This is a genomic window from Streptomyces sp. CRN 30, from assembly GCF_034105845.1.
On sequence record NZ_JAVRHI010000016.1, the window covers coordinates 28,314 to 50,093 of the forward strand.

The window sequence follows — 21,780 nt, forward strand, 5'->3', positions numbered from 1 at the left end:
GAGACCGAACCGTGAAGAGCGCCGTGGAGACCCTGAACCCGACTCGGGTTCGGCTCACTGTCGAGGTGCCCTTCGAGGAGCTCAAGGACAGCCTCGACGCGGCGTACAAGAAGATCAACCAGCAGGTCACGGTGAAGGGCTTCCGCAAGGGCAAGATCCCGGCCCGGGTCATCGACCAGCGCTTCGGCCGTGGTGCGGTGCTGGAGGAGGCCGTCAACGACGCCCTCCCGAAGTTCTACACCGACGCCGTCAACGAGGCCGAGGTGGACCCGCTGGGCCAGCCCGAGGTCGACATCACGGAGCTGAAGGACGGCGAGACGCTGAACTTCACCGCCGAGGTCGACATCCGCCCGTCGATCGAGATCCCGGACTTCTCCGGCATCGAGGTCGAGGTGGACCCGGTCGAGGTCAGCGACGAGGACGTGGACAAGGCGGTCGAGCAGCTCCGTGAGCGCTTCGCCTCCACCTCCCCGGTCGAGCGCGCCGCCGCGGACGGCGACGTCGTCACCATCGACCTGGAGGCCAAGGTCGGCGGCGAGGTGCTGGAGGACGGAGTCGCCAGCGGCGTCTCCTACACCATCGGCTCCGGCGAGCTGCTCGACGGCATCGACGACGCCGTGAAGGGCGTCGAGGCCGGTGGCGAGGCCACCTTCACCTCCGAGCTGAAGGGCGGCTCGGCGGCCGGCCAGGAGGCCGAGGTCACCGTCAAGGTCACCCAGGTCGCCCAGCGCGAGCTGCCCGAGCTGGACGACGACTTCGCCCAGCTCGCGTCCGAGTTCGACACGCTGGACGAGCTGAAGGCCGACAGCCGCAAGCGCCTCGCCGACAGCAAGCAGTACGACCAGGCCACCCAGGCCCAGGAGCGCGTGCTCGACAAGCTGCTCGAACTGGTCGAGGTCCCCGTCCCCGAGAAGCTCCTCGCGGACGAGGTCAACACCCGCAAGCACAACCTGGAGCACCACCAGCTCGGCCAGATGGGCCTCGACCTCGCGAAGTACCTGGAGATCCAGGGCAAGACCGAGGAGGAGTTCGAGACCGAGACCCGTGAGGCCGCGGTCAAGGGCATCAAGACCCAGTTCGTCCTCGACGAGCTGGTCAAGCAGGAGAAGCTCAACGTCAACCAGGAGGAGCTCACCGAGCACCTCATGCGGCGCGCGGCCTCCTCCGGCATGTCCCCCGACCAGTTCGCCCAGGCCGTCGTCGAGCAGGGCCAGGTCCCGCTCCTCGTCGGTGAGGTCGCCCGCGGCAAGGCCCTGGCCGTCGTGGTCGAGAAGGCCACGGTCAAGGACACCAACGGCGAGATCGTCGACCTGAGCGACGACGAGGAGGAGGCGGAGGCCGCGGAGGCCGCCGCCGAGACCGCCGTCGACGACGAGGCCGAGGAGAAGGCCGACGACAAGGCCGACGACAAGGCCGGGGAGAAGACCGAGGGCTGATCGGCCCGCGGCGCCTCGCAGACGCAGTCAGGGCCCCGGGGTACGCCCCGGGGCCCTGATGTCTTCCCCCCGCGTCCGCGGCGGCTACGCCCCCGGCGAACAGCCTCGTATCAGGGATTCCCCGGAGGGACCCGCGCGTTAGGGTCCATGAATACCAGGGCAGTGGAGTCTCCGATACGGCTCCAGCAGCCCCGCAGGGAAACGTGAGACGGCCCGGCGCCGTCGTAAGACGAGCAGGTGGATACGTGACGAATCTGATGCCCTCAGCCGCCGGCGAGCCCTCCATCGGTGGTGGCCTCGGCGACCAGGTCTACAACCGGCTGCTCGGCGAGCGGATCATCTTCCTCGGCCAGCCGGTCGACGACGACATCGCGAACAAGATCACCGCACAGCTGCTGCTCCTTGCCGCCGACCCGGACAAGGACATCTTCCTGTACATCAACAGCCCCGGCGGCTCGATCACGGCCGGCATGGCGATCTACGACACCATGCAGTTCATCAAGAACGACGTGGTGACCATCGCCATGGGCCTCGCCGCCTCGATGGGCCAGTTCCTGCTCAGCGCCGGCACCCCCGGCAAGCGCTTCGCCCTGCCGAACGCCGAGATCCTGATCCACCAGCCCTCCGCCGGCCTCGCCGGTTCGGCCTCGGACATCAAGATCCACGCCGAGCGGCTGCTGCACACCAAGAAGCGCATGGCCGAGCTGACGTCCCAGCACACCGGCCAGTCGGTCGAGCAGATCACCCGCGACTCGGACCGCGACCGCTGGTTCGACGCCTTCGAGGCCAAGGAGTACGGCCTCATCGACGACGTCATCCCCACGGCTGCGGGCATGCCGGGCGGCGGCGGCACCGGGGCCTGAGGATCACCCCCCACCGCCACCGGCCGACCGCCCCAGCCCCTTTACAGGAGACACTGTGAACGACTTCCCCGGCAGCGGCCTCTACGACCGCATGCAGGACATGCGCGCCGCCCAGGGCCAGTACACCGGCCCCACGGCCGAGTCCCGCTATGTCATCCCGCGCTTCGTCGAGCGCACCTCGCAGGGCGTGCGCGAGTACGACCCGTACGCGAAGCTCTTCGAGGAGCGCGTGATCTTCCTCGGCGTGCAGATCGACGACGCCTCCGCCAACGACGTCATGGCGCAGCTGCTCTGCCTGGAGTCGATGGACCCCGACCGGGACATCTCGGTCTACATCAACAGCCCCGGCGGCTCCTTCACGGCGCTGACGGCCATCTACGACACGATGCAGTACGTGAAGCCGGACATCCAGACGGTCTGCATGGGCCAGGCGGCCTCCGCCGCGGCCGTCCTGCTCGCCGCCGGCACCCCCGGCAAGCGGATGGCGCTGCCCAACGCCCGCGTGCTGATCCACCAGCCCTACAGCGAGACCGGCCGCGGTCAGGTCTCCGACCTGGAGATCGCCGCCAACGAGATCCTGCGGATGCGTTCGCAGCTGGAGGAGATGCTGGCCAAGCACTCCACCACGGAGATCGACAAGATCCGCGAGGACATCGAGCGCGACAAGATCCTCACGGCCGAGGACGCGCTGAGCTACGGGCTGATCGACCAGATCATCACCACCCGCAAGATGGACAACTCCTCCCTCCGCTAAAGGCGAGGTGGGGGTCCCCTGCTCGAATGCGGTTCGAGAGCTCGGGGGAGTATCGTCTGCCGCCCCTTGGCATGATTTGGCGGGGTTCACGTCAAAGCGAACCGTGCCAAGGGGGGCCCGGACGGGGGGCCCGGCAAGGTACCGTCGGACATAAGGCAGCACCAGGAGTCCACTGGACGTCCACGTCCAGGAGTCTCCCAGGCGAAGGGGAAGCACACCGTGGCACGCATCGGTGACGGCGGCGATCTGCTCAAGTGCTCGTTCTGCGGCAAGAGCCAGAAGCAGGTCAAGAAGCTCATCGCAGGGCCCGGTGTGTACATCTGCGACGAGTGCATCGACCTCTGCAACGAGATCATCGAGGAAGAGCTCGCCGAGACGAGCGAGGTCCGCTGGGAGGAGCTTCCCAAGCCCCGCGAGATCTACGAGTTCCTGGAGGGCTACGTGGTCGGCCAGGAGGCCGCCAAGAAGGCCCTCTCCGTCGCGGTGTACAACCACTACAAGCGGGTCCAGGCCGGGGAGAACGGCGGCGCCCAAGGACGCGACGACGCCATCGAGTTGGCGAAGTCCAACATCCTGCTGCTGGGCCCGACGGGCTCCGGCAAGACCCTGCTGGCCCAGACCCTCGCCCGCATGCTGAACGTCCCGTTCGCGATCGCCGACGCCACGGCGCTCACCGAGGCGGGCTACGTCGGCGAGGACGTCGAGAACATCCTGCTGAAGCTGATCCAGGCGGCCGACTACGACGTCAAGAAGGCCGAGACCGGGATCATCTACATCGACGAGATCGACAAGGTCGCCCGCAAGAGCGAGAACCCCTCGATCACCCGGGACGTCTCAGGCGAGGGCGTCCAGCAGGCCCTGCTGAAGATCCTGGAGGGCACCACCGCCTCGGTGCCGCCGCAGGGCGGGCGGAAACACCCCCACCAGGAGTTCATCCAGATCGACACGACGAACGTGCTGTTCATCGTGGGCGGTGCCTTCGCGGGCCTGGAGAAGATCATCGAGTCCCGGGCCGGCGCCAAGGGCATCGGCTTCGGCGCGCAGATCCGCTCCAAGCGCGAGCGCGACTCCCAGGACCACTTCCAGCAGGTCATGCCGGAGGACCTGGTCAAGTTCGGCATGATCCCCGAGTTCATCGGCCGCCTGCCGGTGCTCACCTCCGTCCACAACCTCGACCGTGAGGCGCTGCTCCAGATCCTCGTCGAGCCGCGCAACGCGCTGGTCAAGCAGTACCAGCGGCTCTTCGAACTCGACGGCGTGGAGCTGGACTTCGAGCGCGAGGCGCTGGAGGCCATCGCCGACCAGGCGATCCTGCGCCAGACCGGCGCCCGCGGCCTGCGCGCCATCATGGAGGAAGTTCTCCAGGGCGTGATGTACGAGGTGCCGTCCCGCAAGGACGTCGCCCGCGTCGTCATCACGGCCGACGTGGTCCTCTCCAACGTCAACCCGACGCTGATCCCGCGGGACTCGCGCGGGCGCGGCTCCGGCGAGCAGAAGACGGCGTAACGCACACCAGAAGGGCCCCGGTCACGACGACCGGGGCCCTTCTGCCGCGCGTACGGCTGGTCACGCCTTGACGCGGACCTCTTCGCGGAGCTTCTTGGTGAGGTCCACCGCGGTCTCCTTGCTGGTGTCCCCGTTGACCTCGCCGGGCGACACCATGGCGATGGTGCTGTGGTCCGCCCAGGCGCAGAACCAGTCCGACTTCTCCTTCTTGGAGAGCGGGTTGGTGCCTGTGGCCTCCTGGCACTTCATCAGCGCGCCGTCGAGGTCGACGGCGACCGGGTCGCCGACGAGCGTCGCCGCGGTGTCAGTGCTGCCGGAGGTGCCGGCGGTGGAACCCTTCGCCGCGGACTTCTTCATCGACGTGAAGAACGAGTCCAGGGCGGCCTCCGGGTCGTCGATCTCCCCATAGGCACCGGCGAACGTGATCGTCGAGAAGTCGTCCGGCACCGAGCTGGGATCGGACGGGTCGTAGCTGTCCATGTCGAACGTCGTGTAGACGCCGAGCGCGGACTTGCCGTTCTTGACGCCGCTCTCCTCCAGCTCCTCGACCGAGTCGCTGTTGCCGCCGCTGGAGTCGGACATCAGGTTGTACTCGCCGCCCAGCACCGTCTTCGGCGTCGTCAGCTTGTGCGCGCCGTCGTCCTCCACGGCGCCCGAGCCGCCGCCCGTGCCGAGCACGAAGTACGCGCCCACGCCGATCGCCGCGACCACCGCGACCGCGCCGATGATGATCCCGGCCTTCTTCTTGCCGCCGCCACCGGGGGGCGGGGGCTGGGGAGCGCCGAAGGGTGCCTGGCCGTAGGGCGGCTGCTGCCCGTACGGGGGCTGCTGTCCGTACGGCGCCTGCTGGCCGTAGGGCGCCTGCTGGCCGTACGGCTGCTGCGGCTGGCCCTGCGGCGGGACGCCCTGCGGGGGCTGCTGCGGGTAGCCGTAGCCGGGCTGGGGCTGGCCCGGCGGCGTCTGCGGCGGGCCGTAGCCGGGCTGCGGCGGGCCGGGCGGCGTCTGCGGGGGCTGCTGGGGGTAACCGTAACCGGGCTGGGGCGCCTGCGGCGGCTGACCGTACGGGCCCGGCTGGCCGTAGGGGCCGGGCTGCTGGGGCTGCCCGCCGTACGGGCCCGGCTGGTGGTGACTCATTCTCTGGGTTCCCCTCCAGATGCTTATGTGTTCCTGACATCCTCACCCAGCCCCGGCGGGCGCAGGGTGGCGGGGGTCGCACCGTTACAAAGAATCGCGTTTCGGGACTGGGTCGTGACACCTCTAAACTGGCCCGGTGACCGAGAACACTCAGCAGCCGCACGCAGCGCCCACGACCGATCTGCCGACCCAGTACACGCCGGCCGACGTAGAGGGGCAGCTGTACGAGCGCTGGGTAGAACGGGGTTACTTCGCCGCCGACGCGAAGAGCGAGAAGCCCCCGTACACCATCGTCATCCCGCCGCCCAACGTCACCGGCTCCCTCCACCTGGGCCACGCCTTCCAGCACACGCTGATGGACGCCCTCACCCGCCGCAAGCGGATGCAGGGCTACGAGGCGCTGTGGCTGCCCGGCATGGACCACGCGGGCATCGCCACCCAGAACAAGGTCGAGCAGCAGCTCGCCGAGGAGGGCAAGTCCCGCCACGACCTCGGCCGCGACGAGTTCGTCCGGCGCGTGTGGCAGTGGAAGGAGGAGTACGGCGGCCGGATCCTCGGGCAGATGCGCCGCCTCGGCGACGGCGTCGACTGGTCCCGTGAGCGCTTCACCATGGACGAGGGCCTCTCCAAGGCCGTCGGCACCATCTTCAAGCGGCTCTACGAGGACGAGCTGATCTACCGCGCCGAGCGCATCATCAACTGGTGCCCGCGCTGTCTCACCGCCATCTCCGACATCGAGGTGGACTACCAGGAGGACGACGGCGAGCTGGTCTCCATCCGCTACGGCGAGGGCGAGGAGACGCTGGTCGTCGCCACCACCCGCGCGGAGACGATGCTCGGCGACACCGCCGTCGCCGTCCACCCCGACGACGAGCGGTACAGGCACCTGGTCGGCAAGCGCGTCAAGCTCCCGCTGACCGACCGCACCATCCCGGTCGTCGCCGACACCCACGTCGACCCCGAGTTCGGCACCGGCGCGGTCAAGGTCACCCCGGCCCACGACCCGAACGACTTCGCGATCGGCCAGCGCCACTCGCTGGAGTCGCTCACCGTCATGGACGAGCGCGGCGTCATCACCGCGCACGGCCCCTTCGAGGGCCTGGACCGCTTCGAGGCGCGCTCCACCATCGTCGCCGCCCTGCGCGAGCAGGGCCGGATCGTCGCCGAGAAGCGCCCCTACGTCCACTCCGTCGGCCACTGCTCGCGCTGCGGCACCACCGTCGAGCCGCGGCTGTCCATGCAGTGGTGGGTCAAGGTCGGCCCGCTCGCCAAGGCGGCCGGCGACGCCGTCCGCGACGGCCGGGTCACGATCCACCCCGAGGACATGTCGAAGCGCTACTTCGACTGGGTCGACAACATGCACGACTGGTGCATCTCGCGCCAGCTGTGGTGGGGCCACCGCATCCCCGTCTGGTACGGCCCGGACGGCGAGATCGTCTGCGTCGGCCCCGACGAGGAGCCGCCGACGGGCGAGGGCTGGCACCAGGAGACCGACGTCCTCGACACCTGGTTCTCGTCGGGCCTGTGGCCGTTCTCCACCCTGGGCTGGCCCGAGGAGACCCCCGACCTCGCGAAGTTCTACCCGACCGACGTCCTCCTGACCGGTCACGACATCATTTTCTTCTGGGTCGCCCGGATGATGATGTTCGGCCTGTACGCCATGGACGGCGAGGTCCCCTTCAAGACCATCGCCCTGACCGGCCTGGTCCGCGACGAGCGCGGCAAGAAGATGTCGAAGTCCTTCGGCAACGTCGTCGACCCGCTGGACTGGATGGACAAGTTCGGCTCCGACGCCGTCCGCTTCACCCTGGCCCGCGGCGCGAACCCGGGTACCGACGTGCCGATCGGCGAGAGCTGGGTCGACGCGTCCGGCAAGTTCGCCAACAAGATCTGGAACGCGACGCGCTTCGCGATGATGAACGGCGCCACGGTCGAGGGCCCGCTGCCGGACGTCTCCGCGATGTCCCCCACGGACCGCTGGATCCTCTCCCGGCTGAACACCACGGTCGCCGAGGTGGACGCCTACTACGAGGACTACCAGTTCGCGAAGTTGTCCGACGCCCTCTACCACTTCGCGTGGGACGAGGTCTTCGACTGGTACGTGGAGCTGTCCAAGACCACGTTCCAGGCGGGCGGCGAGCCGGCCGAGGTCAGCAAGCGCGTCCTCGGCGAGGTCCTCGACGTCACGCTGCGGCTGCTGCACCCGGTCGTGCCGTTCGTCACCGAGGTCCTGTGGACCACGCTGACCGGCGGCGAGTCGGTCGTCATCGCCGACTGGCCGGCCGCTGTGTCCGTTCCTGGGGCTGACGCCCCGGGCGGCTTCCGTGACGCCGGCGCCGAGCGGGAGATCGAGTCGCTCCAGTCCTGCATCACCGAGGTCCGCCGCTTCCGCCACGACCAGGGCCTCCAGCCCGGCCAGCGGGTCCCGGCCCGGCTGTCGCTGGACGGCACGGCCCTCGCCACGCACGAGGCGGCGATCCGCCAGCTCCTGCGGCTCCAGCCGGAGGGCGAGGAGTTCACTGCCACGGCGACGCTGCCGATCGCCGGCGTGGAGGTGGCGCTGGACCTCTCCGGCACCATCGACGTCACCGCCGAGCGCAAGCGGCTGGCGAAGGACCTCGCCGCCGCGGAGAAGGAGAAGGCCCAGGCCACGGCCAAGCTGGGCAACGAGGCGTTCCTGGCGAAGGCCCCCGACCAGGTGGTCGACAAGATCCGCGGCCGGCTGGCCAAGGCGAAGGAGGACATCACCCGCATCCAGGGCCAGCTGGAGCGCCTGCCGCAGGCGTAGGCGTTCCGCGCGGTTCCCCGCGACCCTGAGAAACGGGCGCGGAGCCGTAGACCGGCACGGCCCCGCGTCCCTGAGGAACGGGCGCGGGGCCGTGCCGGTCTGCGGCTGCGCCGCGTCGGCGCGACAGCAGCCACCCGCACGACCCGTACCCGCCCGCGGAGGCCAGCCCCCTCCCCGGGAGCCGCACTCCGTAGACTGGGCGCGTGAGCGACATCCCGGGCGAGAACGACCAGCCAGACCCCGCCGACCCCCTCGACTCCTTCGACGAGATCATCGACGCGGAGACCACCCGCGACCCCGACCTCGCGGTCATCGAGGCCGGCAGCCGCACCCTCCGTACCCAGGGCGGCCCGCCGCAGTCCGACATCCCGGCCCGCCCCGAGGACCCCGAGGTCGACGCGGCCCTGCGCGAGGTCGAGGCGGACCTCGCCACCCGCTGGGGCGAGACCAAGCTGGAGCCCAGCGTCGCCCGCATCGCCGCCCTGATGGACGTCCTCGGCGAGCCCCAGCGCTCGTACCCGTCGATCCACATCACCGGCACCAACGGCAAGACCTCCACGGCCCGCATGATCGAGGCGCTGCTCGGCGCCTTCGATCTGCGCACCGGCCGGTACACCTCGCCGCACGTGCAGTCGATCACCGAGCGGATCAGCCTGGACGGCGCGCCGATCGCCGCCGAGCGGTTCATCGAGACCTACCGGGACATCCAGCCGTACGTCGAGATGGTCGACGGACAGCAGGAGTACCGGCTCTCCTTCTTCGAGGTGCTCACCGGCATGGCGTACGCCGCCTTCGCGGACGCGCCCGTGGACGTCGCCGTCGTCGAGGTCGGCATGGGCGGCAGCTGGGACGCCACCAACGTCATCGACGGGGATGTCGCCGTCGTCACCCCCATCGACCTGGACCACACCGACCGGCTCGGCGACACCACGGCCGAGATCGCCGCGGAGAAGGCCGGCATCGTCAAGCAGGACGCCACGGTGATCCTGGCGCAGCAGCCGGTGGACGCCGCCCAGGTGCTGCTGAAAAGGGCCGTCGACGTGGACGCCACCGTCGCCCGCGAGGGCCTGGAGTTCGGCGTCGTCGCCCGGGAGGTCGCCGTCGGCGGACAGCTTCTCACCCTGCGCGGCCTGGGCGGCGAGTACACCGACGTGTACCTGCCGCTGCACGGCGCGTACCAGGCGCACAACGCGGCCGTGGCGCTCGCCGCCGTCGAGGCGTTCTTCGGCGTCGGCTCCCAGCGGCCCGACCCGCTGGACGCCGACGCCGTGCGCAAGGCGTTCGCCGCGGTCGCCTCGCCGGGCCGCCTCGAGGTCGTACGGCGCTCCCCGACGGTCGTGCTGGACGCCGCGCACAACCCGGCCGGCGCGCGGGCGACAGCGGCGGCGGTGGGGGAGGCGTTCCAGTTCAGCCGCCTCATCGGTGTCGTCGGGGCGAGCGCCGACAAGAACGTACGGGGGCTCCTCGAAGCCTTCGAGCCGGTCTTCGCCGAGGTCGTCGTCACCCAGAACTCCAGCCACCGCGCGATGGACGCCGACGCGCTGGCGGCGATCGCCGTCGAAATCTTCGGCGACGAGCGCGTCCAGGTGGAGCCACGGCTCCCGGACGCGCTGGAGGCGGCCATCACGCTGGCCGAGGAAGAGGGCGAGTTCACCGGCGGCGGTGTCCTCGTCACCGGTTCCGTCATCACGGTCGGCGAGGCCCGACTGCTGCTGGGAAGGGGTTGACCAGCCCGTGCGTACGCTCTGTTCCTCGACCCTGATCGGCGAGTTCTTCGTCATCGGCTTCGCCGGTCTGGTCGCGATGAAACAGTCGGACCTCTCCATGGGGACGGTGTGGACGGTCTGCGGCATCGCGATGTTCCTGTGCGTGGCGCTGTGCGGGATGGTCACCCGTCCGGCCGGGGTCGCGCTGGGCTGGGCCCTGCAGATCGCCCTGGTCGCGTCCGGCTTCGTCGTCCCGACGATGTTCGTCCTCGGTGTCGTCTTCGGCGGCCTGTGGTGGGCGTCGGTGCACTACGGCGGCAAGATCGACGAGGCGAAGGCGAGGTTCGCGGCACAGGCGGAGGTGTGACCTGTGGCCTGGGTCGCGCGTTGACGCTTGCGGCGCCCGGTCGACTCCGCGTCCGCGGAGATGGTCCCGGCTTTCCCTTGTGCTCAGCGTATTGCTGATCGTGCTCCCCGCGGTCGCGGGGCTCCGTTCGACCGGTCCGGGCGCCACCCCTCTTCCGTGACCCGGTAGCCTCGGGCCAAGCGTCCCTCTGGCCTGCAAGGAGCCGTATTCCATGACCACCCAGCGCACTCTCATCCTTCTGAAGCCGGACACTGTCCGTCGTTCGCTGGTGGGTGAAGTCATCGGGCGTATCGAACGCAAGGCCGATTGGAAGATTAAGGCGCTCGAACTGCGGCACCTGGACCGCGCCACGCTCGAACAGCATTACGCCGAGCACGTCGGACGCCCCTTCTACGAGCCACTGGTGGAGTTCATGCTCTCCGGCCCGGTCGTGGCCCTGGTCGTCGAAGGTGAGCGGGTCATCGAGGGAGTGCGCGCGCTCGCCGGTCCCACCGACCCGATCGCCGCCGCGCCCGGCTCCATCCGCGGCGACTACGGCGTCATCGTCCGGGAGAACCTGATCCACGCCTCCGACTCCGAGGAGTCCGCCGAGCGCGAGCTGAAGATCTTCTTCCCGGGCCGGGTCTGACGGCCGGGCCCGGCGAAAGGCCCAGTAAATTTTTTCTGACGGCACGTCAGTCGGACGTACCCTCTGACCAGGGCGGCCGTGTCATAACGGCCGCCCTGCGGCATATGCGTGCCGATCGGGGGAACGTTTGCCTCCATCGGCCCGTCTCCACAAGCGAGGCGGGACGTCATCTGCTGACAATGGCGAAGACCCTCGCGCAGTGTTCGCGAAAGCGCGTCTACGATGGAAGCCTTCACGTCACTGCACCCACCTCGCCGACCTGAAAAGCCCTCAAAAGCTCGCGGGAAGGCCAGTCGAATCCTGATGGGGAACTCAATGTCGTTCATCGGCCGTGACATGGCTGTCGACCTCGGGACCGCCAACACGCTGGTGTACGTCAGGGGTCGTGGGATCGTACTCAACGAGCCGTCCGTCGTCGCGATCAACACCAACACCGGTGGCATCCTCGCGGTCGGTGCCGAAGCGAAGAAGATGATCGGGCGCACGCCCGGCAACATCGTTGCCGTGCGGCCGCTGAAGGACGGTGTCATCGCCGACTTCGAGATCACCGAGCGGATGCTCCGCTACTTCATCCTGAAGATCCACAAGCGGAGGTATCTGGCCCGTCCGCGCGTCGTCGTCTGTGTGCCCTCCGGCATCACCGGTGTCGAGCGCCGTGCCGTCATCGAGGCGTCGTCCCAGGCCGGCGCCCGCCAGGTGCACATCATCGAGGAGCCCATGGCCGCGGCCATCGGCTCCGGCCTGCCGGTCCACGAGGCCACGGGCAACATGGTGGTCGACATCGGCGGCGGCACCACGGAGGTCGCGGTCATCTCCCTCGGCGGCATCGTCACCGCCCAGTCCATCCGCGTCGCGGGCGACGAACTGGACAACGCGATCATCCAGCACATCAAGAAGGAGTACTCCCTCCTCCTGGGTGAGCGGACGGCCGAACAGATCAAGATCACGATCGGTTCGGCGTACGACCTCGACTCTGACGAGCACACCGAAATCCGCGGCCGGGACCTGGTGTCCGGGCTGCCCAAGACCGTCGTCATCTCCGCCGGCGAAGTGCGCAAGGCGATCGAGGAACCGGTCAACGCCATCGTCGACGCCGTCAAGACGACCCTCGACAAGTGTCCGCCGGAGCTGTCCGGCGACATCATGGACCGAGGAATCGTTCTGACCGGCGGCGGAGCGCTGCTGCGCGGCCTCGACGAGCGGCTGCGCCGGGAGACCGGAATGCCGATCCACATCGCCGAGGACCCGCTGGACAGCGTCGCGCTCGGCTCCGGCAAGTGCGTCGAGGAGTTCGAGGCGCTCCAGCAGGTGCTGGACGCCCAGCCGCGCAGATGACGTAACGCTTCGGTTCCGCCGTACGAGACGATCTCCTCTCGTGCGGCGGATCGTTGATATAGAGACACCAGAGGAACGTCAGGGTCCGAACGTCAGGGTCCGGAAGTCTTTCCGACGCCTCCGCCTCCCTGATTTCTCCCAGTTCCCCGAATTTCACATGTTTCCCGAATTCCGACGAGGAAGGCACGGCCGCCGCACGTGAGGGACACGAAAGAGAGCCGGCTGCTCCTGGTGCTGCTGATCGCCGTGGCGTTCGCGCTGATCACGGTGGACATCCGTGGCGGGGAGGACTCCCCGGTCGACGGTGCCCGGCAGGCAGCGGCCACCGTGTTCGGTCCGATCGAGAACGGGGTGTCGTCCGCCGTCGACCCCGTCGGCAACGCGATCTCCGCGATCCGGGCCTCCGGTGACCGCCACGACCGGCTCGCGCGGCTGGAGGAGGAGAACGCGGCCCTGAAGGCGAAGCTCGGCAGCGACGAACGCGGCCGCAGCCGCCTCGCCCAGCTCGACAAGATGCTCAAGCTCGCCGGCGAGGGCCAGTACGGCATCAAGGGCGCCCAGGTCATCGGTATAGGAGCGGCCCAGGGCTTCTCCTGGACCGTCACCGTGGACATCGGCAGCAACGACGGCATCAAGCGCGACATGACCGTCCTCAACGGCGACGGGCTCGTCGGCCGCGTCACCACCGTCGGCCCCGACTCCTCCACCGTGCTGCTCGCCAGCGACCCCGACTTCACCGTCGGCACCCGTATGGAGTCCGGCGACGAACTCGGCTTCGCCTCCGGGCAGGGCGACCGCCCGCTCCGCGTCGAACTGCTCAACGGCAAGGCCGAGGTGAAGAAGGGAGACCGGCTCGTCACCTTCGGCTCCCAGGCCGACAAGCCGTTCGTGCCCGGCGTCCCGGTCGGTGTCGTCTCCCGCGTCGACCCCTCCGGCGGCGACCTCACCCGCACCCTCTACGTCACGCCGTACGTCGGCTTCACCAAGCTCGACATCGTCGGCGTCGTCGTCCAGGCACCCGAGAAGGACCCGCGCGACACGGTGCTCCCGGACAAGCCGAAGCCGACCCCCGTGCCCACCGTGACGGTGACCGCGACGCCGCCCGGCGAGGCGGCCGGGGACGGCCAGTTCCAGCCCGAGCCCGAGCAGTAGGAGCCTGAACCCCATGCGCGTCAACCGGATCCTGCTGTCCGCCGCCCTGGTCGTCGTCGCCCTGGTGCTCCAGGTCAGTGTGCTGGCCCGGCTCCACCTGCCCGGCGCCGTCCCCGATCTGATGCTCCTCGTCGTCCTCGGCCTCGCCCTGGTCTACGGCCACACCGGCGGCGCCCTCGTCGGCTTCGGCGCCGGCCTCCTCGCCGACCTCGCGCCACCCGCCGACCACGCCGCCGGCCGCTACGCCCTGGTGCTGTGCGTCATCGGCTACCTGGCCGGTCTCGCCAAGCCCGACAACGGCCGGCTGAAGTCCGCGACCGGCCCCATGGTCGTCGTGGTCGGCGCCGCCCTCGGCTCCACCCTGCTCTACGCGGGCGTCGGCGCCCTGGTCGGCGACACCGCCGCCCGCCACGTCGGCCTCGGCGGCCTGCTGTTCACCGCCGCCCTCTACGACCTGCTGCTCGCCCCCTTCGTGGTCCCCGGGATCATGGCCCTGGCCCGCCGCGCGGAGAACGACCCGCTCGCCGAGACCAGCTCCGCCGCCCAGACCACCGACATCTCCTCCGGCTGGCTCTCCGGCGGCACCGGGCTGCGCATCGGCGGCCAGCGCGACGGACTCCGCGGCGGCCTGCGGATGAAGACGATCCGCGCCCGCACCGCACGGGCCGGACGGATCAAGGGGGTCAAGCGGCTGTGACGGCAGGAGGATTCACCCGGACGGGGGAGGGCCGGAGAGGAACCCCTCCTCGGCGGCCGGGCGTTCAACACTCGTACAGGCTCACGAGGCACTCGTACACGCTCGCGCGTCACCCGCTCACGGGCCACACGCACACGCACACGCGTCACACGCACACGCATCTCACGCACCCGCACACGCACACGTTTTCGGTTTCCGAGAGGGGGAGGCAGCCGCAGTGACCAACATTCCCGAGACCGGGCGGAGCACCCGCGTCCAGATCCGCCTCGTCGTCATCCAGGTTCTCGTGCTCTCCCTCCTCGGCACCCTCGGCGGCCGCCTCTGGTACCTCCAGATCCGCCAGGGCGACGAGTACGCGGCAAAAGCCTCCGGGAACCACGTCCAGCAGGTCGTCCAGCCCGCCGTCCGCGGCTCCATCCTGGACGCCCGCGGCGTGGCCCTCGCGGACAACGAGACCCGTCTCGTCGTCTCCGCCTCCCGCACCGACCTGCTGAAGATGAAGGACGACGGCGACGCCGTCCTCACCAAGCTCGCCGGGGTCCTCGGCATGAAGCCGCAGGAAGTCAAGGAGAAGGTCCGCCTCTGCGACGCCGAGACCCCCCAGCCCTGCTGGAACGGCTCGCCTTACCAGCCCATCCCCATCACCGACGAGGCCACCGCCAAGCAGGCCCTGCAGATCCGCGAGCGCGCCGAGGACTTCCCCGGCATCACCGCCGAACCCGAGGCCGTCCGCCGCTACGCCGCCCCCGGCCAGGCCAACACCGCCCAGGTCCTCGGCTACCTCTCCCCGGTCACCGACGACGAGATCCAGCAGGCCCAGGACACCGACTCGCCCTACCTCCGCTCCGACCAGGTCGGCCGCAGCGGCCTGGAGCGCCAGTACGACAAGGCGCTGCGCGGCAAGGCCGGCGTCACCCGCTACGAGGTCGACAACCTCGGCCGCGTCATCGGCGAGGCCGAGTCCGACGCCGCCCAGCCCGGCGACAACCTCGTCACCAGCATCGACTCCCGAGTCCAGCGCATCGCCGAGTACGAGCTGAACGAGGCGATGAAGGCCGCCCGCAAGGAGTTCGACCGCAACACCAACGAGAACTACAAGGCCGACTCCGGCGCGGTCGTCGTGATGGAGGCCAAGACCGGCCGCGTCGTCGCCATGGCGTCCAACCCCAGCTACGACCCCAACGCGTGGGTGGGCGGCATCTCCGCCGCCGACTACAAGAAGCTCACCGGCAAGAGCAGCAACTACCCGCTGCTCAACCGCGCCATCCAGGGCCAGGCCGCCCCCGGCTCGATCTTCAAGGTGGTCTCCACCTCCGCCGCCGTGGAAGCCGGCTACGACTTCGACGGCGGCTACGACTGCTCCAGCTCCTACAGCGTCGGCGGCCAGGTCTTCAAGAACTTCGAGTCCGCGAACTACGGCTCCATCAGCCTCGGCCGCGCCCTGGAGGTCTCCTGCGACACCGTCTTCTACCGCCTCGCGCACGAGGAGTGGAAGAAGGACGGCGGCATGGACGGCAAGAAGGCCAACGACTACTTCTACAAGGCCGCTCACCAGTTCGGCCTCGGCGAGGAGACCGGCATCGACCTCCCCAACGAGGTCACCGGCCGCGTCCCCGACCGCCAGTGGAAGCAGGACTACTGGAAGGCCAACAAGGACGCCTGGTGCAAGACCGGCAAGAAGGACGGCTCGTACGTGGAGAAGATCGCGTACGAGAACTGCCTCGAAGGCAACAAGATGCGCGCCGGTGACGCCATCAACTACTCCATCGGCCAGGGCGACACCCTCGTGACGCCGATACAGATGGCGACGATCTACTCCGCCATCTCCAACGGCGGCACCCTCTACACCCCCTCCATCGGCAAGGCCGTCATCAGCGCCGACGGCAAGAACACCGAGGAGATCGAGCCCGAGTCGCACGGCAAGCTGCCGATAGACAAGACCACGCTGGGCAAGATGGACGCCGCCCTCGCGGGCGTCGCCACCAACGGAACGGCCGCCTGGCGGTTCCAGGGCTGGCCGCAGGACGAGATCCCGATGCACGCCAAGACCGGTACCGCGGAGGTCCACGGCAAGCAGACGACGTCCTGGTTCGCCACGTACACCGAGGACTACGCGATCGTCATGACGATCTCCCAGGGCGGCACCGGCTCCGGCGCCTCCGGTCCGGCCGTCCGCAACATCTACGACGCGCTGTACGGCGTCTCCGACGACGGCGCCGTCGACAAGAAGAAGGCGCTGCTCTCCACCCCGCAGAAGAGCCTGCCGAAGGTCAAGACCGACGGGACCATCGCCTCGCCGAAGGTCTCCGAGGACCCGGTCAAGGACCAGCAGGCCACCGAGAAGGACGAGTACGCCCCGATCGACGGCCAGGACCAGGGCGCGACCGTCGGCAACCAGCAGAACGCGGGCCGCGAGACCCGCCGCCGACGGCGCGGCGGCTGCCGGGACCGCAACCGTCGAAGGGTGCGCACATGACCGGGGCGAACGGCTTCCAGGTCTCCGGCTACGGCCCCGAGCGCGCGGGCTGGACCCGCGTCTTCGCCCGCGACTCGGTGGCCCGCAGGCTCGACTGGCCGATACTGCTGGCCGCGGGCGCCCTGTCCTTGATGGGCACCCTGCTCGTCTACTCGGCCACCCGCAACCGCACCGAGCTGAACCAGGGCGACCAGTACTACTTCCTCCTGCGCCACCTGCTCAACACCGGCATCGGCCTGACGCTGATGATCGCCATAGTGTGGGTCGGCCACCGCGCGCTGCGCACGGCCGTGCCGATCCTCTACGGCGCGTCCCTCTTCCTGATCCTGCTGGTCCTCACGCCGCTCGGCTCGACCATCAACGGTGCCCACTCCTGGATCAAGCTCCCCGGCGGCTTCTCCCTCCAGCCGTCGGAGTTCGTCAAGCTCACCATCATCCTCGGCATGGCGATGCTGCTGGCCACCCGCGTCGACGCGGGCGACAAACAGCACCCCGACCACCGCACGGTCCTCCAGGCGCTCGGCCTCGCCGTCGTGCCCATGCTCATCGTGATGCTCATGCCCGACCTCGGCTCGGTCATGGTCATGGTGGTCATCGTGCTCGGCGTGCTGCTCGCCTCCGGCGCCTCCAACCGCTGGATCTTCGGACTGCTCGGCGCGGGCACCATCGGCGCCCTCGCGGTCTGGCAGCTCGGCATCCTGGACGACTACCAGATCAACCGGTTCGCCGCCTTCGCCAACCCCGAGCTGGACCCCGCGGGTGTCGGCTACAACACCAACCAGGCCCGCATCGCCATCGGCTCCGGCGGCCTCACCGGCTCCGGTCTCTTCCACGGCTCGCAGACCACCGGCCAGTTCGTGCCCGAGCAGCAGACCGACTTCGTCTTCACCGTCGCCGGCGAGGAACTGGGCTTCGTCGGCGCCGGACTGATCATCCTGCTCCTCGGCGTGGTCCTGTGGCGGGCCTGCCGCATCGCCCGCGACACCCCCGACCTCTACGGCACGGTCGTCGCCGCGGGGATCGTCGCCTGGTTCGCGTTCCAGGCGTTCGAGAACATCGGGATGACCTTGGGCATCATGCCGGTGACCGGCCTGCCGCTCCCGTTCGTCTCCTACGGCGGCTCGTCGATGTTCTCCGTATGGATGGCGGTGGGACTGCTGCAGTCGATCACCGTCCAACGGCCCATGTCGGCGTGAGGGCGGCGGTCATCCCCACGAGGGGGTGACCGGCGCCCCCCGCCGGGTACGTAGGCCCCATGGCGGACATCAAGCGTGAGATCGAGCGGAAGTACGAGGCTGACGACGGACTCCCCGACCTGACCGGCGCGGCCGGCGTCGCGGCGGTCCACGACAAGGGCGTGACCCACCTCGACGCCACCTACTACGACACCGCCGACGAGCGCCTCGCGGCCCGCGGCGTCACCCTGCGGCGCCGCACCGGGGGCTCCGACGCCGGCTGGCACCTGAAACTGCCCGTCGCCCCCGGGACCCGCGACGAGATCCGGGCACCCCTGTCCGACACCGTCCCCGAGGAACTCCTCGCACTGGTCCGCTCCCGAGTCCGCGGCCACGAGCTGCTCCCCGTGATCCGGCTGCGCTCCGACCGCGACGTACACCACCTCCTCGACGCGGAGGGGCGGATGCTCGCCGAGGCCAGCGTGGACGCCGTGCACGCCGAGCGGCTCAGCGGCGGCGTCGGCGACGTCCGCTGGACCGAGATCGAGGTGGAGCTGGCCGACGACGGCGACCCGGCCTTCCTCGACAAGGTGGAGAAACGACTGCGCAAGGCGGGCGTCCGCCCGTCCGCCGCCTCCTCCAAACTGGGCCGCGCCCTGGCGGAGACCGCCCCCGACCGGACCCGCGGGCCCGCTCCGGCCGGGAAGCCGGTCACCGCCGGCGACCACGTCCTGGCGTACGCGCGCGCCCAGCGGGACGCGATCGTCGAGCTCGACCCGGCCGTCCGCCGGGACGCCGAGGACTCGGTGCACAGCATGCGGGTCGCGACGCGCAGGCTCCGCTCCACCTTCAAGTCGTTCCGCGCGGTCCTCGACCGGTCCGTCACCGACCCGGTCGGCGACGAGCTGAAGTGGCTCGCCGGCGTCCTCGGCGAGGACCGGGACCGCGAGGTGCTGACCGAGCGGCTGACGGCCGGGCTCGACGCGGTGGACCCCGGCCTCGTCCACGGCCCGGTCGGCGAACGCCTGCGGAACTGGTCCGGCGCCGAGCACGGCGGCGCCCGCGGCCGGCTCACCGGCGTCCTGGACTCCCGCCGCTACCTCGACCTGCTCGACACCCTGGACGCGCTGATCGCCGACCCGCCGCTGCTCAAAGCCGCCGGGAAGGACCCGGGCCCGGTCGTCGCCGGGGCCGTCGAGAAGGACTTCGCCAAGGTCACCGCCCTGGTCGAGCAGGCACTCGGCACGGACCCCGGTGCGGAGCGCGACCTCGCCCTGCACGACGCGCGCAAGAAGACCAAGCGCACCCGGTACGCGGCGGAGGCCGCCGAACCGGCGCTCGGCAAGCCCGCCAAGAGCATGGTCAAGACCATGAAGGCGCTGCAGAACCTGCTCGGCGAACACCAGGACAGCGTGATGGCGCGCGAGACCCTGCGCGAGCTGGCCGCGGTCGCCCACGCGGCGGGGGAGAGCGCCTTCACCTACGGTGTGCTGTTCGGCCGCGAGGACGGCCGGGCGGCCGATGTGGAGGCCCGGCTGCCCGGCCACTGGGACGAGGTCAAGGACGCGGCGGCGGACCTCTGAGCCGGCCCGGGACGTCACCGCGTGCGGGCGGCCCGTCCCGGGCGCGTTAGGCTAGATGGTCACCCCTGTCGGCCCGGCTCCGCCAGACCAGCTCTGGCGGCGCGGTGCCGACGGTCCGGTTCTTGTCAGTTCCGTCCAGCTCACGAAGGTGCGCGACATGTCTGCCGAAGTCGCCGCGGCCGCGGAATCCGTGTTCCCGCAGCTCGAAGCTCTGCTCCCGCACGTGCAGAAGCCGATCCAGTACGTCGGCGGAGAACTCAACTCCACGGTCAAGAACTGGGACGAGTGCGACGTCCACTGGGCGCTGATGTACCCGGACGCCTACGAGGTCGGCCTGCCCAACCAGGGCGTCATGATCCTCTACGAGGTGCTCAACGAACAGCAGGGCGTCCTCGCCGAGCGCACCTACAGCGTGTGGCCGGACCTGGAGGCACTGATGCGGGAGCACCGGGTCCCGCAGTTCACCGTGGACAGCCACCGCCCGGTGAAGGCCTTCGACGTCTTCGGTCTGTCCTTCTCCACCGAGCTGGGCTACACCAACATGCTCGCCGCCCTCGACCTCGCGGGCATCCCGCTGGAGGCCAAGGACCGCGGTATCGACGACCCGGTCGTCCTGGCCGGCGGCCACGCCGCGTTCAACCCCGAGCCGATCGCGGACTTCATCGACTGCGCCGTGATCGGCGACGGCGAGCAGGCGGTCCTGGAGATCACCGCGATCGTCCGCGCCTGGAAGGCGGAGGGCCGCCCCGGCGGCCGCGAGGAACTCCTCTTCCGCCTGGCCCGCACGGGTGGCGTCTACGTCCCCGGCTTCTACGACGTCGAGTACCTCGCGGACGGCCGTATCGCCCGAGTCGTCCCCAACCGCTCCGGCGTCCCGTGGCGCGTCTCCAAGCACACGGTGATGGACCTCGACGAGTGGCCCTACCCCAAGCAGCCCCTCGTCCCGCTCGCCGAGACCGTCCACGAGCGCATGTCGGTCGAGATCTTCCGCGGCTGCACCCGCGGCTGCCGCTTCTGCCAGGCCGGCATGATCACCCGCCCGGTCCGCGAGCGCTCCATCACCGGCATCGGCGAGATGGTGGAGAAGGGCCTCAAGGCGACGGGCTTCGAGGAGGTCGGCCTCCTGTCGCTGTCCTCGGCGGACCACTCCGAGATCGGCGACATCGCCAAGGGCCTGGCCGACCGCTACACCGAGGACAAGATCGGCCTCTCCCTCCCCTCCACCCGGGTCGACGCCTTCAACATCGACCTCGCCAACGAGCTGACCCGCAACGGCCGCCGCTCCGGCCTCACCTTCGCCCCCGAGGGCGGCTCGGAGCGCATCCGCAAGGTCATCAACAAGATGGTCTCCGAGGACGACCTGATCCGGACCGTCGCGACCGCCTACGGCAACGGCTGGCGCCAGGTGAAGCTCTACTTCATGTGCGGCCTGCCGACCGAGACCGACGACGACGTCCTCCAGATCGCCGACATGGCCACCCGCGTCATCGCCAAGGGCCGCGAGGTCTCCGGCGCGAACGACATCCGTTGCACGGTCTCCATCGGCGGTTTCGTCCCCAAGCCGCACACCCCCTTCCAGTGGGCGCCCCAGCTCTCCGCCGAGGAGACCGACGCCCGGCTGCAGAAGCTGCGCGACAAGATCCGCGGCGACAAGAAGTACGGCCGCTCCATCGGCTTCCGCTACCACGACGGCAAGCCCGGCATCGTCGAGGGCCTGCTCTCCCGCGGCGACCGCCGCACCGGCGCGATCATCCGCGCCGTCTACGAGGACGGCGGCCGCTTCGACGGCTGGCGCGAGCACTTCTCCTACGACCGCTGGATGGCCTGCGCCGACAAGGCCCTGGCCCCCTTCGGCGTGGACGTCGACTGGTACACCACCCGCGAGCGCTCCTACGAGGAGGTCCTGCCCTGGGACCACCTGGACTCCGGCCTGGACAAGGACTGGCTCTGGGAGGACTGGCAGGACGCCCTCGACGAGACGGAGGTGGACGACTGCCGGTGGACGCCCTGCTTCGACTGCGGGGTGTGCCCGCAGATGGACACCTCCATCCAGATCGGCCCCACCGGCAAGAAGCTGCTGCCGCTGACCGTGAAGAACGCGGGGGCCGCGGCGGTGGGCGGCGGGCACACGCACTGAGCCGGTGAGCCGGTGGGCCGGTGAGCTGGTGAGTCGGCGAGCC

General features: G+C 69.8%; 16 protein-coding genes. 15 read left to right on the forward strand and 1 reads right to left on the reverse strand.

All coding sequences use genetic code 11. The features are described 5' to 3' along the window. The first annotated feature begins 11 nt into the window (after positions 1 to 11). The 4 genes from tig (at position 12) to clpX (ending at position 4,559) form a co-directional block, all read left to right on the forward strand. Positions 12 to 1,436, forward strand: coding sequence for a trigger factor (tig, locus tag UW392_RS01870; RefSeq protein WP_320773050.1), 1,425 nt, complete (start codon positions 12 to 14; stop codon positions 1,434 to 1,436). 257 nt (positions 1,437 to 1,693) lie between these two features. Beyond that, positions 1,694 to 2,299, forward strand: a complete 606-nt coding sequence (locus UW392_RS01875; protein ID WP_064731751.1) for an ATP-dependent Clp protease proteolytic subunit — start codon at positions 1,694 to 1,696, stop codon at positions 2,297 to 2,299. A 55-nt stretch (positions 2,300 to 2,354) separates the two neighbouring features. Continuing rightward, a complete protein-coding gene (locus UW392_RS01880; protein WP_320773051.1) occupies positions 2,355 to 3,053 on the forward strand; it encodes an ATP-dependent Clp protease proteolytic subunit in 699 nt (232 codons plus the stop codon). 219 nt (positions 3,054 to 3,272) lie between these two features. Continuing rightward, positions 3,273 to 4,559: an ATP-dependent Clp protease ATP-binding subunit ClpX gene (clpX, locus tag UW392_RS01885; protein ID WP_320773052.1), complete on the forward strand. Its 1,287-nt coding sequence runs from the start codon at positions 3,273 to 3,275 to the stop codon at positions 4,557 to 4,559. Positions 4,560 to 4,619: 60 nt separating this feature from the next. Here the strand turns inward: clpX and UW392_RS01890 are convergent, their stop codons facing one another. Further along, positions 4,620 to 5,693, reverse strand: coding sequence for a hypothetical protein (locus UW392_RS01890; protein ID WP_320773053.1), 1,074 nt, complete (start codon positions 5,691 to 5,693; stop codon positions 4,620 to 4,622). A gap of 136 nt (positions 5,694 to 5,829) precedes the next feature. Here UW392_RS01890 and UW392_RS01895 point away from each other — a divergent pair, with 136 nt between their 5' ends. From UW392_RS01895 to UW392_RS01945, 11 genes are all read left to right on the forward strand, one after another. Then, positions 5,830 to 8,481, forward strand: a complete 2,652-nt coding sequence (locus UW392_RS01895) for a valine--tRNA ligase (RefSeq protein WP_320773054.1) — start codon at positions 5,830 to 5,832, stop codon at positions 8,479 to 8,481. Between the two features lie 203 nt (positions 8,482 to 8,684). Continuing rightward, a complete protein-coding gene (gene folC / locus UW392_RS01900; protein WP_320773055.1) occupies positions 8,685 to 10,208 on the forward strand; it encodes a bifunctional tetrahydrofolate synthase/dihydrofolate synthase in 1,524 nt (507 codons plus the stop codon). Between the two features lie 7 nt (positions 10,209 to 10,215). Next, positions 10,216 to 10,554, forward strand: a complete 339-nt coding sequence (locus tag UW392_RS01905; protein ID WP_320773056.1) for a DUF4233 domain-containing protein — start codon at positions 10,216 to 10,218, stop codon at positions 10,552 to 10,554. A gap of 211 nt (positions 10,555 to 10,765) precedes the next feature. After that, positions 10,766 to 11,182, forward strand: coding sequence for a nucleoside-diphosphate kinase (gene ndk, locus UW392_RS01910; RefSeq protein WP_320773057.1), 417 nt, complete (start codon positions 10,766 to 10,768; stop codon positions 11,180 to 11,182). Between the two features lie 315 nt (positions 11,183 to 11,497). Continuing rightward, positions 11,498 to 12,517, forward strand: coding sequence for a rod shape-determining protein (locus UW392_RS01915; protein ID WP_121888712.1), 1,020 nt, complete (start codon positions 11,498 to 11,500; stop codon positions 12,515 to 12,517). A gap of 198 nt (positions 12,518 to 12,715) precedes the next feature. Next, complete coding sequence (gene mreC, locus UW392_RS01920; protein WP_320773058.1) at positions 12,716 to 13,669, forward strand: rod shape-determining protein MreC; 954 nt, start codon at positions 12,716 to 12,718, stop codon at positions 13,667 to 13,669. A gap of 13 nt (positions 13,670 to 13,682) precedes the next feature. Continuing rightward, positions 13,683 to 14,366 (forward strand): rod shape-determining protein MreD, encoded by a 684-nt coding sequence (gene mreD, locus UW392_RS01925; protein WP_320773059.1) that lies wholly within the window; start codon positions 13,683 to 13,685, stop codon positions 14,364 to 14,366. A 217-nt stretch (positions 14,367 to 14,583) separates the two neighbouring features. Further along, positions 14,584 to 16,842, forward strand: a complete 2,259-nt coding sequence (gene mrdA / locus UW392_RS01930; protein ID WP_320773060.1) for a penicillin-binding protein 2 — start codon at positions 14,584 to 14,586, stop codon at positions 16,840 to 16,842. Next, a complete protein-coding gene (gene rodA, locus UW392_RS01935) occupies positions 16,839 to 18,038 on the forward strand; it encodes a rod shape-determining protein RodA (RefSeq protein ID WP_320773061.1) in 1,200 nt (399 codons plus the stop codon). Before mrdA ends, rodA begins: the two co-directional genes overlap by 4 nt. Positions 18,039 to 18,097: 59 nt before the next feature. After that, positions 18,098 to 19,600: a CYTH and CHAD domain-containing protein gene (locus UW392_RS01940; protein ID WP_320773062.1), complete on the forward strand. Its 1,503-nt coding sequence runs from the start codon at positions 18,098 to 18,100 to the stop codon at positions 19,598 to 19,600. A 157-nt stretch (positions 19,601 to 19,757) separates the two neighbouring features. Continuing rightward, a complete protein-coding gene (locus UW392_RS01945) occupies positions 19,758 to 21,737 on the forward strand; it encodes a TIGR03960 family B12-binding radical SAM protein (protein WP_320773063.1) in 1,980 nt (659 codons plus the stop codon). Positions 21,738 to 21,780 lie beyond the last annotated feature (43 nt).